This window comes from Paenibacillus polygoni (assembly GCF_030263935.1).
Taxonomy (GTDB): Bacteria; Bacillota; Bacilli; order Paenibacillales; family Paenibacillaceae; genus Paenibacillus; species Paenibacillus polygoni.
Map to the genome: position 1 here is coordinate 2,941,501 of NZ_CP127162.1, position 17,166 is coordinate 2,958,666.

Here is a 17,166-nt window from a genome sequence, read left to right on the forward strand (position 1 = left end):
GAGAAAATTTCTCTTCTTTCTGCTAGATTTACAATAAATAACCCCTTAATGAGATTGGCTCATCAAGGGGTTATTTTTATATCATAATCCGAAACGTATTCTTTTTTCTTGGTCTGGATCTTGAATCACTTCAAGATCGGTATTAAAGATCATTGTTGCTCTATGTTCTATTGAGTAGGGAGGCCAATGATGACCTCCCGGAACGGGATTTTCCCCTTTTGCAAAGGCAATCCATGCGCCCTGCATCGAAGAAGCAAGTTGCTGCATTGAATCACTCGGGTTAATTCCCAAGTGTTTAAAAAACTGCAGATTATGAAATACAAAAGCAATTTCACCTGCATGGATCGCTTTATTTAACAGCGGATGACTTTCAAGTGTCCAATCGAACCGGTACATAAATACCGGTGCATATGTAGACTGAGCAGCAGCGAACTGCACGGAAGAACGCCAAAAGAAAAGATCTGTCATTAACTGTGCCTGTCCATCTGTTGTTTTCGGATACTGGGAGACGATCTCATGCCCATCAGTTACACCTGTCATCATTTCCATTGCTCTTACAATATCACCATCGTTCATGATATCCGTTTCTGGACGGATAAATAGTGCTCCTTCGTCAAGGTTGGTTCCGATAAGGAGCCGAACGTCACCGGCATCGCCCTCTTTTACTGCTTGCACAGGTGATTTTGGAAGTGTAGATTGATCCACCACAGGCTGGAATAACATAGCAAGACCTGCACCGGTCTGCTGTTTGAAGCGTTCTCCTGCAGCAAGGATTTGCTCAGCAGGCAGGGTTTTTAGTTTGTGGACCTCGTCAGAACCGATTCCCAGCATCTGCAGCATTCCAGCTGTAACCTGAGCTGCTTGTTCTGCTGGTATATGCTGCGAAGCGCCGCTTTGCATAATGGCCTGTTTGAAGAGTCCTTTTGCTTTTGGCATGGCCATAAGAGCAGCAATACTCATACTTCCTGCCGATTCACCAAACACAGTCACTGCGCCGGGGTCTCCTCCAAAACCATCTATATTCTGTTGCACCCATTCCAAGGCCGCAATTTGATCAAGCAGTCCCGCGTTCGAAATAAATGATTCACCAAGCGGTGATAAGTGCATAAAGCCAAAGGGACCCAGACGGTAGTTTAGGGTAACAACAATAATCTCACCGCGTTTCACAAACTCTGTAGCATCATAGAACGAGGTGCTGCCTGATCCGCTGACGAATGCACCTCCGTGAATCCATACCATGACCGGAAGCTTTTGTTTCGCTACTTGTTCTGGAGCCCATACATTGAGATAAAGACAATCTTCCGATTCTACCGGCTCATATCCTGGAGTCTCAAATAGTCCCCCTTCTGTTCTTGGCTGTATACACTCCGGTCCAAACTGATCAGCTTCCTTGACACCTTCCCAGGAATCAGGCGGCTCGGGCGCTTCAAAACGAAGTTCATTCACAGGCGGTTTCGCATAAGGGATTCCTTTCCATACTGCTGCTCCATCTATGTTGCGTCCCTTTAACGCACCATATTTTGTATTTACTATCAGCTCTCTCATCTCGTATTCATCCTTCCTGATGTCCGTTTCTTAAATCGTTTGCTATAACGAATATACAATTCTTATTCATGCGCTTTACGAATTCTTTGTAATTGACCAATATGTCTTATTTCATGAATGGCAATAAAATGAGCCCACTGATTCGCATTTAATTCAAACCCGACCGGATGAGGAAATTTCAAATCATTCGTATTTCTTTCGGCCAGCTGATGAATTATTTTCTTCGATTCCGCTCGAATCTCATTCAATTGATCCAACGCTTGATCATAGCTTAGTTGACCGCTTGGTTTTGCTAATGCAGGTGCCTCCATCTTTTTATCGATCAAACCGCTCTCTTTCACAATATCCATAACATCTGTTTTCTTTTCATTTACTGGTTCTGAAGGCAGAACCGGTTCCGTAGCAAGTGCTTGCTTCAACTGATGCTGAATCATGCCTTCTATTTTAGCCAAATGCTCTACAATTTCCGTGACATTCCAGCCGCTCTCCACTTCCTTTAACTCTTTCTCATGGGGACCAAAAGAATCTAGAACTTCAAACAGTTGATTTCTTACACCGTCCATGTAAGGGATGATTTCATTAAATTGTACCATGTTGTAGTCCTCCTACTATGTCTACATTCTCAGGTTATTTCATACTTCTATATTCCGGCGTTTTCTTTAACTGATCAAAAAAATGACGCTGGGCTTCTCGGTAACTCTCCAAATCTTTTCCCTCATAGGAAGCTTTCAGTTCATCGTACTGATCACGGTATCCTTCATTAATTAACAATACATCGCGAAATTTATGAAATACATCATGTTTGGAATGACATACGGTCAACTGAACACCTAATGGCAGGACCGTCTCCTTTGTATAAAAGGAACGAAAAGAAGCCGTTTGTTCTCCTTTTTCATCGACAGGGTATAAAGATTCCAGTACACGAACTGCTTCATCAAATTCTTCTTGCTTCACTCGAACCTGAATATCGACATCTCCTTTTGTCAGGGTGCCGGGAATGGCCGAGCTTCCTACATGATGAATATCTGCATGTTCAAGACGTTCTTTCAACTTCTTATTTTCCTGCAAAAATAGTTCTGCCGCCTGGTCATTATATTTATTTCTTGCGAAAGATACGATTTCCATACCGCTTCCTCTCCTTATGTATAGAGTAGGGATGAATGACCATCCATTTAAACCAAAGTGCTGTCTTTCAAACATTCGAAATCAGAATGAAAACTCCTCCTCGGTTGGTAAATAAAACAATATTCATCTATAATTTAGGGATATGTAGCATTAGATTAACAAGGGAGTGACTCATTTACATGTTGCAAAAACTAAAAAAGATAGATTCTACAATCATCTGGATCCTTTGTTTTTTCATGCTCGCCAGCATTCTTTTGATACATAGCGGGATTCAATACAGCCCCGAAAAATTCGCCGGTTCCGAAATGAAAATGGTGATCTATTACCTGCTTAGTTTTGCGGCTTTACTTGTGACTGCGTTATTTCACTACAAACTCATCTTGAAATATTATTGGTATATCTACGGAGCAGGTATATTGCTGCTTATCTATGTTTCGTTTTTCGGCAAGGTCATCAACGGCTCCAGGGGCTGGATCTCTATCCCTCATTTATTTAATGTGCAACCCGCCGAAGTCTTTAAAATAATACTGATCATTACGCTGGGCGGTATCTTAATGAAACAGAACAAGAAACTCACCTTCTGGGGAAATGTCATCCCCCTCTCACTTGTCACCCTTCTTCCTTTTGCCTTAGTCATGAAAACAAATGATATGGGTAATGCACTCAGCTATCTGGTCATCTTAATCGGTATGCTGTGGATCGGGAACATTAAAAACAGACATGCACTTATTATACTTCTGCTCATCGCTGCTCTTTCCATTGGTGGAATTAAGTCATATATCACCTTTCATGATCAAATTACTACCTATCTTTCGAATACGGAAAAAGGGCACTGGCTCGATCGGATCGATCCCTGGCTTTTGCCTGAAGAAGCAGGCAAAGATGCTTCTTACCATACAAGAAATGCGAAAATCGCGATTGCGTCAGGCGGCTTATTAGGAAAGGGATATAAGCAAGGGACGATGGTGCAGACGGGATATGTTCCTTATACTTACTCGGACTCGATTATCGTCGTCGCTGCAGAAGAGTTTGGGTTTCTCGGGGTATCTCTTTTGTTATTTCTCTATTTCATACTAATTTACCGGCTCATCTATATCGGACTTGAATGTAAAAATAAGGCGGGACCTATTCTAATTGTGGGTATTGTGGCTATGTTCATCTATCAAATTTTTGAGAATGTCGGCATGTTTATCGGACTCATGCCTTTGACGGGAATTACTTTACCTTTTCTTAGCTTTGGAGGTTCTTCACTGCTCATTAATATGCTCTGCATAGGTGTAGTACTGAGCATTAAAGTAAATGATGAGGTAATCGATGATATGTTACCAAATACGGAGAGCTTGCAGTTAAGTAAAAGAACCGTCTTATAAGGCGGTTATAGGATGGTTTTCGAGCGGTTATAGGATGGTTATAGAGCGGTCTTAGAGCGGTCTTAGAGCGGTTTTTGAGCGGTTATAAAAAGGTTATAAGGCGGTAGACAATCTAGCTTACACTAGTTTGCCTACTGTCTTTTTTTATTTTACAAGCTCTCGTTACGTTCATGATAACGATATTGATTTGCCAACTGATTCAAGAAAGCCGATACTTGCTTTGGGATGTTTCTCCTGTTCGGCTGTACCCACCCTACATAAGAGGAGACGGAAGTTTGGATTGCAATCGGTAAGACTACAATATCACTGCTGGACATATGAGCATGTTTACCAAATGACAAATCAAATCCAATCGTTATTGCCATATTTTCTCGAACCAATTTCCATATGACGGAAGTCTGATTCGTTGAAAATAAGAGTGGACCTTTTCCATAATTCTGCTGGAGATCTTCGTAAAATTTCAACAGCAGATCATCTTTATATAGAACCATCTGATGCTTCAGAATCTCCTCCGGGGTAATCGAATCCTGCAATGCAAGGGGAGAACGTTTGCTAACGCCTGCGACCATTTCTTGCTGAATCAGCTTACCGAATAATAAGGATTTATGCTGCTGTCTCAGCTCTTCTTCAAATATAATCAGTCCCACATCAAAACGTCTTTCATTTATTTCATGAATGATATCATTCGTACTCATCTCACATAGTTCCAGCGTAACTCCGGGAAACTGTTTCTTAAAATCAATAATTGCATCGGTATAAATCAGTGTCGGAAGCGGAATAGTCGCTATTCTTATTACGCCTGTAAGCTGTTCGGGCTGAACCTCAGTCTCTTGTTTCAGTTCCTCAAGTGCATCAAGTACCTTATATGCTTTGGATAAAATACGTTTCCCATCTTCTGTAGGGATAGCTCCCGCACGAGATCTTGTAAATAAGGAGAATCCCAGTTCGTTTTCAAGACTTGTAATCGCCTGACTAACTGCAGATAGCGTAACATTACATGATTCTGATGCTTTGGTGAGCGATCCTGTTCTGGCGGTTTCTGTGATATACAAGAGTTGATCCATGTTCATAGATCTCCCCTCCTTTAGTTAACTTATTCTTAACTTCACTTAAAATACTTTAAATATAGTTAATGGTAAAACGAGTATATACTAAATGTAAGGTAAACAGAAGCAATGATATCTATCACAAATACGTAATTTATATAGGAGGATTTATCATGAGTAATGAAAAAAGAGTAGCTGTTATTACAGGCGGGGCAAGTGGAATAGGCCGCGAAACCAGCCTTATTTTCGCAAAAAAAGGCGATCGTGTTATTGTTGCAGATTATAATGAAGCAGGCGGTAAAGAAACCGTTGCGTTGATCGAGAAAAATGGCGGCGAAGCTGCTTTTATTCAAGTTGATGTTTCTAATTATGAAAGTGTAGAAGCGCTTGTGGAACAAACCGTACTACAATATGGCCGTATTGACGTCATGTTCAATAACGCGGGAATTGGCCTGCCTACCCCCGTTGCTGCTCTGGACTGGGATGCCTACCATCGCGTCATAGATGTGAACCAACACGGAGTAGCTTACGGAATTATCGCAGCCAGCAAAAAAATGAGAGAACTTGGTATCAAAGGGGTTATTATTAATACGGCTTCCGTATTCGGATTCCTTGCATCAGCAGGATCTTTCGCTTACCATGCTACCAAAGGTGCGGTCATTATGATGAGTAAATCGGCTGCATTAGAACTTGCGCAGTATGATATTCGTGTTGTTGCGGTTGCTCCAGGTGTAGTAGACACTCCTATCATTCAAGGTTACAAAGATCTAGGTATGGCCGATGAGATGGCTCATAAAGTCATGGGCGGCAAGCTGACTCAACCGGAAGCCGTAGCTAAAACCGTATATCTTGTATCTCTAGAAGAAGCGGAAGCGATTAACGGCAGTGTAGTAATGGCTGACCAAGGCTATGCTTCCTTTAAATAAGGTTCGCGAAATCAACTTAAAACTGATTAAAGCAACAAAAGGTAATATGGAATAGATTCAACATATTGAATTAATCAAAAAAGATGACCTCAGGTATATTTCCGAGAGTCATCTTTTTTGATCGTTATTTGATTTATCATGATATGAAGTTCATGAATGGTTACTGTTCCACCAAGTTTTCCGCAAGCTCCATCTGATCCAAGATCACTGCGTTAATCCCATTAATATATGCGATCGCACTAGCCTTAATGATATCCGTATCCATCGCACGCCCTGTGTACGTCTTTCCATCACATGAAATCTGCAGATGCACTCGTCCGACTGCTTCTTTCCCTCTCGATATACTATTTATTTTGTAGTGGGTCAGCTGAACATCGAGATCCGTTAACGTTTTAATGACACTATACAGCGCATCAATCGGCCCGTCACCGATGGAACTTCCTCTGAGCACATCGCTTCCCTTTTTCAGTTCTACACTGGCTGTTGGATACTGATCATTCGTCACTACTTGAAAGGATGCCAGTTCATATAAATGTCCTCTTGACTGCGGCTTATTTAAATGTTCGGTCACCAGATAAAACACATCATGGTCGTACACTTCTTTTTTAGCATCGGCCAGGGTAATGAATTTTTCAAATAACAATTCAAATTCTTCGGTATTCGTAACGCTGAACCCCATACGCTCCACTGCATTTTTAAATGCATGACGTCCCGATCTTGCCGTAAGAATGAGCTCCATTTTTTCTCCGCCCACTTCTTCAGGTGACATAATCTCATATACATTTTTATCTTTGAGCAAACCGTCCTGATGGATTCCAGAGGAGTGAGCAAAAGCATTATCCCCCGTAATCGCCTTATTCACTTGGACATCCAGCCCCGTTAAATGCGTCAATAGCCGGGAAGTCTGCAAAATTTCTTTCGTTTGAATTCGGGTCGTACAGCCGTAAAAGTTCTCTCTTACTTTCAGTCCCATGACGACTTCTTCAAGAGAGGTATTCCCGGCACGCTCACCGAGTCCATTAATGGTACACTCTACTTTTTGCGCTCCGTTCTTAATGGCACTCAGCGTATTTGCCGTCGCCATCCCCAAATCATTATGGCAATGAACACTCAGTATTACTTTATCGTCTAGATTCTTAAGGCGCTCATTAATTCTTCTTATCAAATCACCAAACTCTTCAGGAACGGCGTATCCAACGGTATCTGGAACGTTTATGATGGTCGCCCCCGCTTTCACTACTGCCTCAATGGTTCTCCACAAATATTCATAATCAGACCTAGAAGCATCCTCCGTCGAATACTGTACTTCAGGAAGCAGCGTCTTCGCATATTTCACCGCATCTACCCCCATCTGCATGACGGCATCCTCTGATCGGGCGAATTTTTTTTCAAGATGAATATTAGAAGTTCCAAGCACGATATGAATGAATGGATTCTGTGCGAGCTTAATACTTTCATAAACAGCATCAATATCACTTTTTACCGCTCTTGCAAGAGCCGTTATTGAGATTTGATCTCCTACTTTTTTTGCAATTTGTTGAACCGCATGAAAATCTCCCTGTGAAGAAGCAGGAAAACCTGCCTCGATCATATCTACATGTAATCTTTTCAGCTGTTGTGCAAATTCAATTTTCTGCAAGGTGTTTAGTTTCGCTCCAGGAACTTGTTCTCCATCTCTCAGCGTCGTGTCCAGTACCAATACATTGCGGTTTGTCATGAAAATTTCCTCCTCACGGAAAATAAGAATGTAATTCATTTTATGTAAACACGAGGTTTGCTAAACCCGGAATTTAGCAAACAAAAAACCCCGTCTCTGCTATAGAGACGAGGTTAACCCGCGGTACCACTCTAATTCGTTTCCTACCCCTATAAATATACGGATAAGAAACAATCTTTGTTCGATGGCGAAGACCATCTATCCTTGTAACGGCGGAATCCCGGCAAACCCTACTATATTCAGGCAGCTGTTCATAGACGAGTTCAAAGTGGTCCCTGCTGCCGTATTCCCACCTGCCAACGGCTCTCTGAAAGAGTTCCACACTTCTACTATTTCTAATCAGCACATTTGATATGTTCAATTGGTTAAATGGAGTATATTGGTATTTATTTCCTTTGTCAAGCTTAAATTACTACAGCAGGTTCTACCGTCATGCCATCCGGTTTTTGCTGCTTTGCCGCTTCTGCTTTTCGTAAATACTTCTGTCCCCGCCACCTCACATAAGATAAAATCCCTCTTAGGTACTCATCCACTATCATGCAAGAATAGATGCCGATCAGACCAAAACCTAGATGAATTCCAAGTACATATGACATTCCTGTCGCAATGATCCACATGGAACCGAGCGAAATATACATGGTGAATCTCGTGTCACCGATCGCATTAAGCGAGTTACCAAGTGCCATATTCAGCATTTTACCCGGCTGTAGAATGAGGTTCATCCCAAGCAAAGATGCACCAATCGCGATAATCGTCTGATCATCCGTAAAGAGTCCGAGAAGCTGTCTTCCAAATACAAAAAGAATCAGCGCATTTACAACTACATAGATTGCCCCGATCCCCAGTGCACGGTAAGCACTCCGGTAAGCTTCCCGAACTCGGCCAGCTCCGAAGAGATGAGCGATTTGAATCTGCGCTGCCGTCGCGATCGATGACCCAAGCAGAAAGCAGAATGATTCAAGCGTGTTCATATAGGTCCGCGCCGCTAGTTCTGCCGCACCAAGTGTGGCGATGTAAGAGTAAATAATAAGCTGAGAGAACACCCAGCAAGACATATTAACGCCAAGCGGCCATCCAATCTTCAGTATTTCACCGAATAAAGGCCGATGAAATACGGTAAGTTCTCGCCACTTGATCCGGTATTCAAAGGACCGTAAGAACATCAGAAGAAGCAAAATAACCGCGAGCAAGCGACTTGCTACAGTAGAAATGGCTACGCCGGTCAGGCCCCACTGCGGGAATCCAAACGCTCCAAAAATGAAGGCATAATTCAAAAACACATGAATCACATTCATCCCAAGTGCGACATACATGGGTCCTTTCGTATTCCCTGTATTCCGTATGACCGTGCTCATGGTAGCCATCATTGCGATTAGAATCATACCTCCGCCAACAATCGAGATATAAATACCTGCCAGCGGCAGCAGATGCTCCGGTAATTGTAATACCATTGCAATTTTTTGCGGAGATGCTATAAGGATTATACTGCATATCGCTCCAAGGATGGTTGTTACCGTGAACGCCATGATTCCAATGACACGGGCATCCAGCTTTTTATGCGATCCCAGCTTCTGAGCGATTAGTATTCCTGCTCCGCTGGCCACTGTTGTGAACAGAACTGTCATCGCTTGAAACAGTTGATTTGAAAATCCAACGACGGCAACTGCGTCATCCGAAATACGACTGACCATTAATGTATCTACGGCTCCCAGCAAAAATTGCAGAAACAGTTCAATAAAAATAGGCCAAGCCAGCACCCAAAGGGTAAATTTTTTGGTATTCATATCTAGTATTCCAACCTCCGATGAGAAAGTGGCGCTATAAGTAAAATGACGAGTACAGCGCATTAACTTTTCAAATTATAGTTGGTATAATGAATTTAAAATATCATTTTATGAACTCAAACTTATAAATTTGCAACCTCAATCGGGTTTGAAAGGATATACCTATGACAACTTTACATTTTACGGTCCCGCCTCTTCCTGAGTACATCATAAGCGGACTGTGTGAGGCACCTTATGCAGGCAAACAGCCTAATCGAAAGAATTTCGGCATTTTTGATCTGCTTGTTGTCGTCAGCGGTCAACTTGATGTGATCGAGAACGGCGTACCGTACCAAGTTGAATCTGGGATGTACCTTATTCTACGGCCGGATGCTCATCATTATGGGACGAAGGATTGTTCTGCAGATACAACCTACTACTGGCTGCATTTTAAGACGAGCGGAGAATGGGGTATCGACAAGTCACTGATGTTTCAAAGGGAGGATGCAATTGAGCTGCAGTTTATGATCCCCAACTATTTTACGATTGAAGTCCCTCAGTTCGGTCGCCTGACACAAATGCAGCGCACGATCGAATTATTATATACGCTCACAGGACTTGTACAAAATGGACATCAGACAAGAGCGCTGTGGAATCAGCAAGTTCTTTTTCAAGAACTCATTCAGCTGCTTGCCGCAACAGGCGTACATCCTTCCGCTTCCCCTTCCTTAGCCTGTGCTGAGAAAGCAGCCAGTTATTTACGTTCACACTACCGAGATGAATTCAAAGCGCATACCATGGGTCTGAACATTAATTTTCATCCCGTATATATTGCTCGCTGTATGCAAAAAGAATATGGCTGTTCTCCAGTAGAGTACTTACAGCGGTACCGAATAGAACAAGCCAAGCTTCTGCTTATGCAAACCGATTATAGTATCAGCCGTGTTGCAGAAGAAGTCGGATTTAATCAAGCTGCTTATTTCACTTCTTGCTTTACCAAGCAGGAGAACATCTCTCCGCGGAGATATCGCCAGCAGTTTTTTATGGATTAACAAAGCGCATCCCCTTGTTCTTAAGGGGAGCGCTTTTCTCTTCGCATTCTTCACTTGGTATCTTTTGTCCTATCTCTCGTCTTTTATCTCGTCTTTTATCTCGTCTTTTCTCTAATCTTTTTCCTTGGCAATTGCTCATTCATGTTCTAGTTCAACCGTATTTAAACTTGCATAAACATGCGGTACAAAACCTTCCGATGGTTCACCTGCAGGGATGGTGATGGTAAAAGCTAAATTATTACCGTCTTGTTCCTTCATAATATACTGATGTACTGTTCCGTTCTTCTCTTCCTTGGCAGTTAGAAAGAGCCTGGCATCCTTCATTGCTTCAGGTCTCTCCTCTTCAGATACGACCTCTACTTCTCCATACTCAGCAAGGACTCGCGTTCCTTTCTCCTCCTGTTCCTGAAGCTGTAGATCAGCAGGCAGTTTCTCGATCTGGACTGCATAATTCGGATCAACGTCCATTGTGAGCAGCCCTGTTTCCGGATTGAATGTGAAAATATCAAAAACATAAAAGGAATAACCGTCGGCAGCCGAGATGATTCTTGCTTCTTTTTGTTCAGTCATCCCTTCTAACGTAAGTGTCAGCTCTTGTGTATCGGGTCTACTTTCAGCATTGTCAGCATCTTCGTTAGGCACAGCACCACCGCTTGTCCCTGTTTTAACTATCTCGATAAGTACCCGCTGCTTCAAGGTATCTTCTCCTTCAATCGGCTTCTCTTCATATTTTAAAGATACGATATCATTCTCCTGAAGAATAGAGATCTCTTCCATCAGCGATTCGCCAAATTGATAAGCTTGCGGTTCCCCGTTTTCAAGAATGACTTCAATGGTATGTGAATCAGCGAGTCCTGTAAATGTTCCGCTGGCTTCCTTCACGATCACTTCTGGTTCAGTTGGTCGATTGTTTTCCTGATCGGTGCCAGGCTCTGTTGATGGTCCGCTTGCTCCATTCTGCCCGCAAGCAGCCAGTGTAAGTACCAAGATGGTAATGAGCACAGCGGTCCGCTTTTTCATCTTTTTTCTCATCAGAACACCTCCTTATCTTATGTAAACGCTTTGAACCCTACATGAGTTACGTAAGATTCACCTTATTTTCATAAAGAGAACCATTTCCGTTTTTATCCTTTTCTTTTTCCTCCTCGGACAGCTATAATATCAAAGGGCCAAACATCCTACGTTTGGAGGTACAGAAATGAGTTTACGTAAAATAACGAAGCGTTCGCTGACAGAACAGATTGTAGACCAATTGGAACAATTAATTGAAACAGGAGAATGGCCTCTCGGATCAAAGATTCCCCCTGAACCCGAACTGATGGGTCAATTAGAAGTTAGCCGAAATACGCTTAGAGAAGCGATTAAGGCCTTAACCCATGCGGGACTTTTGAAAACGAGGCAAGGCGATGGAACCTATGTTTCTGCATCTAGTTCCCTTGGACCCGTATTACAGAAAAGAGTGAACAGAACGGATTATATACAATCTCTCGAAGTACGCCACGCTTTGGAGCGAGAAGCGGCCTATCTCGCAGCGAATAACCGAACCGACTCCGACATAGAACAAATCAGGCTATGTTTTGAGTGTCAGAATGAAGCGATACAGAATGGACAGTATGAAGATTTTGCGGATTGGGATGTAGCGTTTCATAAGGCGATTGTTGCAGCAAGCAAGAATGGTCTTCTAATGGACCTCTATGAACATATTACGGATGCCCTCAAAGAGATGGTAACCAAGATAACCGCTAAGACAGGCGACGCCTACTACAGTAAAGACACGCATGAACAACTGTTAAACGCAATTGTAGAACAAGATCAGGTACGAGCAGTAGATGCTGTCCATCATTACATCGAAGAATCTAAACAACATTTTATACAATTTGGAGGCAGCATGAATGAAATCAATTGAAAAATCCGCAGTAACACAGCGGCAATGGAGAATAAGCGAAAGCTTTATTCTTGTAGTTGCCCTTCTTTTAATAGGAGCAAATTTACGTGCTCCCATTACTTCCATCGGACCATTGCTTGGTTCTATTAAAGAAAGTACAGGGATATCTAACACATTAGCCGGTATGATCACCACTGTACCCTTACTTGCTTTTGCTGTACTTTCCCCATTTGCTTCAAAACTTTCACGCCGATTCGGCATGGAACGGGTTATTTTTTGTGCCTTGTTATTCATTGCGCTTGGGGCCATAGGACGCACCTTATTTGGCGCTGGATCCCTTTTTGCAGGTACGATACTCGTTGGACTTGGCATCGCCGTATGTAATGTTCTCTTACCGAGTCTGGTGAAGCAGGAATTCCCGAATAAAGTAGGAGTTATGACTGGTGCCTATACACTGTCAATGAATATATGCGGTGCTCTCGCTTCAGGAATCAGCATCCCGCTTGCTGTGCAGCTTGGAATCGGCTGGAAAGGTGCTCTTGCTTGCTGGGTCATCCTTACCGTTCTTGCCCTGGCGACCTGGCTGCCTCGGATGAGATCGGCCCGGCTAAGTGCAGCCACCTCAGCTTCTAACCGATCTCAGGTGAACATGTGGAAGTCACCGCTCGCTTGGCAGATCACCTTCTTCATGGGACTGCAATCTTTTATTTTTTATAATATTGTATCCTGGTTGCCAGAGATCCTTATGGACCGGGGAATGGTAGCGGACACGGCCGGATGGATGTTATCCCTCACCCAATTTTCGATGATGCCATTTACTTTTCTGGTTCCGATCTTGGCTAGCCGCATGAAAAGCCAAATTCCACTTGTTTACGTAACTTTCTCGCTGTATACGGTTGGAATTTTAGGACTGATTTTCGGAAGTACCGCTTTCGTTCCTCTCTGGGTTTCCTTGATTGGAATTGCCGGTTCCTTCTCTTTTGGTCTAGTGATGATGTTTTTCAATCTTCGTACAAAAACAGCAGGTGAAGCAGCCGAATTATCAGGTATGGCGCAGTCCGTTGGTTATCTTATGGCAGCTGTCGGTCCTATGATGTTTGGTTACCTGCATGATCTGACTGCAAGCTGGGCGATTCCGCTGTTCTTATTGTTCGCAGCAAGTATCTTAATTTTCATCTGCGGGCTTGGAGCAGCAAAAAACAGATTCATAAGTGAATCAAATTCATAAATGGATTCAGATTCAAGTGATAAATAAATCATGATATGGTTCATACAAAGAGGGTCTTCCTGTATTCAGGAAAGACCCTCTTTTTTCACTATCTTTTTTCTAAAATGTGCTTAGTAACGATCCCAGAAGCGCTGTTTTGCCATGGCTTCGGTAAATACTTTTGAGAAAACATTTGCTGAATGGTTAGTAACTACGCCTGGTTTACCGGCGATGCCGAGTTCCTGGAGCAACTTCTCGCCTAGGGGTGAACTTCCAATGGGTTTAAAATGATTATAAGATTCCACAATAAATGCCCTCGCCCGGTTAATAAAATACGGATCAGCATTCTCACTTCCTACTAGATAAAGACCATCATAGAGTACAGGAGATGTCGTTAAAAAACTCGCATTGACTACCCACTGGTCTCCCTTATCATCACGAATCATGCCATTTCTAACACTGATGATCACAGGTTTCAATCCATTTTTAATTAACATTTCTAATACTTCTCTTGTTTCTTCACCTGCAAATCCTTCATCAACGAGCACACCTACTTTTAAGGTATTCGTAAGATAACGGGTGTTCATCATACTCAGTGCGGGGCTCGATTCAGTCACTGTAGATTCGGGAACTTCTGCCGGTTGTAAAGTTAAATTCTCCCCCACGCGTGTAGCCAGTACCCGATCAATATGAGCAAGCATGTTCACCAGTTTTTGCCGAATTTCGATCGAGTTCACTTTTCCAAGTTCAAAAGAGTAAGCGTCAATAATGTGGTGTTTTTCTACGGGACTCATACTGTTCCAAAACAATTTAGCTTGTGAGAAATGATCATCAAAACTAGGGGCTGTAGCTCTCACTTTATATCCGTGTACTAATGATGGGTAAGTTACAAATCCGCCTTTTGTTCCAGGGACCGTATAGGGTGTATTATTCGCTAGTGAATTGTTATGATAGGCTACTTTCCCTTGGTCGATTACATACCTGGCATTACCGTCTCTTTGGTTATTATGAACGGGACAAACCGGTCTATTAATCGGAAGTTGCTGAAAATTCGTCCCAACCCGGTAAATTTGTGTATCTGTGTAGGAGAACAATCTGCCTTGTAATAACGGGTCGTTCGTAAAATCAATTCCGCGGACGATATTTCCTGGGTGTAAAGCAACCTGCTCTGTTTCTGCAAAAACATTATCTACATTTCGATTAAGTGTCATCTTCCCGATTTTACGTACCGGAACGAGCTCCTCAGGCCACAATTTTGTAGCGTCAAGGATATCAAAGGTAAAATTATACTCATCCTCTTCTTCAATGACCTGAATGCCTAGTTCCCATTCTGGATAGTTGCCTGCTTCAATATTCTCCCACAAGTCTCTGCGATGGAAGTCAGGGTCAACACCCCCAATCTTTTGAGCCTCATCCCATAGGAGAGAATGAAGACCCAGCAGCGGTTTCCAGTGAAATTTCACAAATCGTGATTTTCCATGTTTATTAACGAGCCGAAACGTATGTACTCCAAACCCTTCGATCATGCGGAAACTGCGAGGGATCGTTCGATCCGACATAATCCAGAGGGTCATCGCTGCCGACTCTTGATTTGAAGTAATAAAATCCCAAAATGTATCATGTGCTGTCTGCCCTTGCGGTATCTCATTATCCGGTTCTGGCTTTACGGCATGGATCAGATCCGGAAATTTAATACTATCCTGAATAAAAAAGATCGGAATATTATTGCCTACCAGATCAAAATTTCCTTCTTCCGTGTAAAATTTAGTTGCAAAACCGCGTACATCCCGGTCAGTTTCATTCGCTCCTCTCGATCCTGCAACTTGTGAAAACCTTAGAAAAACAGGTGTTTTCAAGCTGGGATCTTGCAGAAAATGAGCCATTGTTAATTCCTCTTGAGATTCATATACCTGAAAAATACCATGTGCTCCGTATCCCCGGGCATGGACCACACGTTCGGGAATTCGCTCACGGTCAAAATGAGCAAGCTTCTCCCGAAATAAAAAATCTTCAAGCAGGGTAGGTCCGCGGTCTCCTGCTTTTAGTGAATTTTCATCATCTGAAATCTTAATTCCTTCATTTGAAGTGAGTGGTTTACCCGTATTATCTCGTATAAAAGATTTCAATTGCTCTGTTTTTTTATTTTCATTGTTAAACGGTTCGTTCATGTTATCACCTCATCATTATACTTACGATGACGGTAACAGTTTCATTACTAAAGCTTCGATTTCCCTCCACTTCCTTCTTTGCTGAGTAAAAATAAAAAGACGAAGACACGTTGTCTCCGTCATTAAGGTATTCTTTAATTGTCCAAATTTTTTAAACGAACAATCCAACAACCGTAGCCGTCAGGATCGAAACAAAGGTAGCTGCGAGCAGCATTTTAAGTCCAAAAGTAGCGACTATCTTTGCTTTTTCCCCATTTAGCGCCTGGATGGAACCCGAGATGATCCCAATAGAACTAAAGTTAGCGAAAGAAACCAGGAACGAAGACACGATCGCTACCGTTTTTGCGGATAGCCCCGGAATCAAAGGTTGAAACTCCAACATGGCTACAAATTCGTTCGTTGCGAGCTTTGTCCCCATAATCGCACCTGCTGTTGTTATTTCATTCGATGGAACCCCCATAATAAAAGCGATCGGGCTAAATATATAGCCTAAAAGCTGAGTGAATGAAAGTCCGATCACAGCTACTAATAAGCCGTCAACGAGTGCGATAAGACCTACATATGCAACCAACATAGCTGCTACGATCAGTGCTATCCTTCCTCCATCGAGCGCTCCGGCTGATATTGCTTCAAATAAAGATTTAGAATTTGAGGCATCTTTAATATTAATGACTTCTTCTTCTGCTTCCTTCGTCGGTGCCATGAAGGTCGTAATAATGAGTCCCGATAGTGCATTAAGCAGCATCGCGACAAGTACATACTGTGGAGGAATCATCGTCATATAAGACCCCATGATCGAGGCAGAGACACTTGCCATCGCAACAGTCGATACAACAAACAACTTATTCCGATTCATCTTATCGAGATGGGATTTAATCGCAAGAAATGCCTCTGACTGGCCAAAGAAAATACTATTCACACTGTTAAAAGTGAGTACTTTCGATAATCCAGTAATTTTAGCCAAAGCACCACCTATGTACTTGATTGCCATTGGCAATATTCGAATATAGGTAAGAATGGAAAGCAGCGTGGACGTGAAAATAATCAGCAAAAGAACATTAAAGAAAAAGATGCTGCCATCTGCCGGAACCAGATCACCCAGAATAAAACTAATTCCTTCATGTCCATAGGTAAGTACGTGGGAAACTCCATTAGAAATTGCTTCTACAATCATATTACCAAATGTCGTTTTGAACATGACTATGGTTACTGCCAATTGAACTAAAATCAGGACAATAATGGCCCTGAAATTGATATTCTTTTTATCGTTGCTCAGTAAATAACATACACCAAGCAACAAGAGTATTCCGACGATACCAATGAAAACTGACATGAATATCAAGCCCCTTTTGATCCAAGTGT

Annotated in this window: 14 protein-coding genes and 1 other annotated feature; of the genes, 5 read left to right on the top strand and 9 right to left on the bottom strand. The window is 42.5% G+C overall.

Annotated features, from left to right (window positions below; all coding sequences use genetic code 11):
- Positions 1-81: 81 nt before the first annotated feature.
- From QPK24_RS14085 to QPK24_RS14095, 3 genes are all read right to left on the bottom strand, one after another.
- Entirely contained in the window at positions 82-1,545 is a 1,464-nt protein-coding gene (locus tag QPK24_RS14085) for a carboxylesterase/lipase family protein (RefSeq protein WP_285742093.1), read from the bottom strand.
- A gap of 62 nt (positions 1,546-1,607) precedes the next feature.
- Positions 1,608-2,138, bottom strand: coding sequence for a DinB family protein (locus tag QPK24_RS14090; protein WP_285742095.1), 531 nt, complete (start codon positions 2,136-2,138; stop codon positions 1,608-1,610).
- 34 nt (positions 2,139-2,172) lie between these two features.
- Positions 2,173-2,670, bottom strand: coding sequence for a GrpB family protein (locus QPK24_RS14095; RefSeq protein WP_285742098.1), 498 nt, complete (start codon positions 2,668-2,670; stop codon positions 2,173-2,175).
- Between the two features lie 179 nt (positions 2,671-2,849).
- Here QPK24_RS14095 and QPK24_RS14100 point away from each other — a divergent pair, with 179 nt between their 5' ends.
- Positions 2,850-4,040, top strand: a complete 1,191-nt coding sequence (locus QPK24_RS14100; RefSeq protein ID WP_285742100.1) for an FtsW/RodA/SpoVE family cell cycle protein — start codon at positions 2,850-2,852, stop codon at positions 4,038-4,040.
- Positions 4,041-4,189: 149 nt separating this feature from the next.
- Here the strand turns inward: QPK24_RS14100 and QPK24_RS14105 are convergent, their stop codons facing one another.
- Entirely contained in the window at positions 4,190-5,110 is a 921-nt protein-coding gene (locus tag QPK24_RS14105) for a LysR family transcriptional regulator (protein ID WP_285742102.1), read from the bottom strand.
- Between the two features lie 149 nt (positions 5,111-5,259).
- Here QPK24_RS14105 and QPK24_RS14110 point away from each other — a divergent pair, with 149 nt between their 5' ends.
- The gene (locus QPK24_RS14110) at positions 5,260-6,012 is read left to right on the top strand and encodes an SDR family NAD(P)-dependent oxidoreductase (RefSeq protein ID WP_285742104.1); all 753 of its coding nucleotides are present in this window, start codon (positions 5,260-5,262) and stop codon (positions 6,010-6,012) included.
- A 160-nt stretch (positions 6,013-6,172) separates the two neighbouring features.
- Here the strand turns inward: QPK24_RS14110 and QPK24_RS14115 are convergent, their stop codons facing one another.
- Both QPK24_RS14115 and QPK24_RS14120 read right to left on the bottom strand, forming a co-directional pair.
- Complete coding sequence (locus QPK24_RS14115; RefSeq protein ID WP_285742106.1) at positions 6,173-7,729, bottom strand: 2-isopropylmalate synthase; 1,557 nt, start codon at positions 7,727-7,729, stop codon at positions 6,173-6,175.
- A gap of 100 nt (positions 7,730-7,829) precedes the next feature.
- Positions 7,830-8,081 (bottom strand) — a binding site (T-box leader).
- A gap of 52 nt (positions 8,082-8,133) precedes the next feature.
- Entirely contained in the window at positions 8,134-9,522 is a 1,389-nt protein-coding gene (locus tag QPK24_RS14120; RefSeq protein WP_285749325.1) for an MATE family efflux transporter, read from the bottom strand.
- A gap of 155 nt (positions 9,523-9,677) precedes the next feature.
- On the opposite strand from QPK24_RS14120, the gene QPK24_RS14125 reads away from it, so the two are divergent.
- The gene (locus QPK24_RS14125; protein ID WP_285742108.1) at positions 9,678-10,544 is read left to right on the top strand and encodes an AraC family transcriptional regulator; all 867 of its coding nucleotides are present in this window, start codon (positions 9,678-9,680) and stop codon (positions 10,542-10,544) included.
- Between the two features lie 135 nt (positions 10,545-10,679).
- On the opposite strand, the gene QPK24_RS14130 is transcribed toward QPK24_RS14125, so the two are convergent.
- A complete protein-coding gene (locus QPK24_RS14130; RefSeq protein WP_285742110.1) occupies positions 10,680-11,576 on the bottom strand; it encodes an LptM family lipoprotein in 897 nt (298 codons plus the stop codon).
- A gap of 166 nt (positions 11,577-11,742) precedes the next feature.
- On the opposite strand from QPK24_RS14130, the gene QPK24_RS14135 reads away from it, so the two are divergent.
- Together QPK24_RS14135 and QPK24_RS14140 are read left to right on the top strand one after the other, a co-directional pair.
- Positions 11,743-12,450 carry a FadR/GntR family transcriptional regulator gene (locus QPK24_RS14135; RefSeq protein WP_285742112.1) on the top strand — a complete coding sequence of 236 codons (708 nt, stop codon included), beginning with the start codon at positions 11,743-11,745 and terminating at the stop codon, positions 12,448-12,450.
- Positions 12,437-13,657, top strand: a complete 1,221-nt coding sequence (locus QPK24_RS14140; protein ID WP_285742114.1) for a CynX/NimT family MFS transporter — start codon at positions 12,437-12,439, stop codon at positions 13,655-13,657. Before QPK24_RS14135 ends, QPK24_RS14140 begins: the two co-directional genes overlap by 14 nt.
- A gap of 110 nt (positions 13,658-13,767) precedes the next feature.
- On the opposite strand, the gene QPK24_RS14145 is transcribed toward QPK24_RS14140, so the two are convergent.
- Positions 13,768-15,804, bottom strand: a complete 2,037-nt coding sequence (locus QPK24_RS14145; protein ID WP_285742116.1) for a catalase — start codon at positions 15,802-15,804, stop codon at positions 13,768-13,770.
- A 151-nt stretch (positions 15,805-15,955) separates the two neighbouring features.
- Positions 15,956-17,137, bottom strand: a complete 1,182-nt coding sequence (locus tag QPK24_RS14150) for a NupC/NupG family nucleoside CNT transporter (protein ID WP_285742119.1) — start codon at positions 17,135-17,137, stop codon at positions 15,956-15,958.
- Positions 17,138-17,166 lie beyond the last annotated feature (29 nt).

What these genes read in the sequence shown, in the direction of transcription:
- QPK24_RS14085 (WP_285742093.1), bottom strand. Translation starts at nt 1,545, where the DNA reads ATGAGAGAGCTGATAGTAAATACAAAATATGGTGCGTTAAAGGGACGC.
- QPK24_RS14090 (WP_285742095.1), bottom strand. Translation starts at nt 2,138, where the DNA reads ATGGTACAATTTAATGAAATCATCCCTTACATGGACGGTGTAAGAAAT.
- QPK24_RS14095 (WP_285742098.1), bottom strand. Translation starts at nt 2,670, where the DNA reads ATGGAAATCGTATCTTTCGCAAGAAATAAATATAATGACCAGGCGGCA.
- QPK24_RS14100 (WP_285742100.1), top strand. Translation starts at nt 2,850, where the DNA reads ATGTTGCAAAAACTAAAAAAGATAGATTCTACAATCATCTGGATCCTT.
- QPK24_RS14105 (WP_285742102.1), bottom strand. Translation starts at nt 5,110, where the DNA reads ATGAACATGGATCAACTCTTGTATATCACAGAAACCGCCAGAACAGGA.
- QPK24_RS14110 (WP_285742104.1), top strand. Translation starts at nt 5,260, where the DNA reads ATGAGTAATGAAAAAAGAGTAGCTGTTATTACAGGCGGGGCAAGTGGA.
- QPK24_RS14115 (WP_285742106.1), bottom strand. Translation starts at nt 7,729, where the DNA reads ATGACAAACCGCAATGTATTGGTACTGGACACGACGCTGAGAGATGGA.
- QPK24_RS14125 (WP_285742108.1), top strand. Translation starts at nt 9,678, where the DNA reads ATGACAACTTTACATTTTACGGTCCCGCCTCTTCCTGAGTACATCATA.
- QPK24_RS14130 (WP_285742110.1), bottom strand. Translation starts at nt 11,576, where the DNA reads ATGAGAAAAAAGATGAAAAAGCGGACCGCTGTGCTCATTACCATCTTG.
- QPK24_RS14135 (WP_285742112.1), top strand. Translation starts at nt 11,743, where the DNA reads ATGAGTTTACGTAAAATAACGAAGCGTTCGCTGACAGAACAGATTGTA.
- QPK24_RS14140 (WP_285742114.1), top strand. Translation starts at nt 12,437, where the DNA reads ATGAAATCAATTGAAAAATCCGCAGTAACACAGCGGCAATGGAGAATA.
- QPK24_RS14145 (WP_285742116.1), bottom strand. Translation starts at nt 15,804, where the DNA reads ATGAACGAACCGTTTAACAATGAAAATAAAAAAACAGAGCAATTGAAA.
- QPK24_RS14150 (WP_285742119.1), bottom strand. Translation starts at nt 17,137, where the DNA reads ATGTCAGTTTTCATTGGTATCGTCGGAATACTCTTGTTGCTTGGTGTA.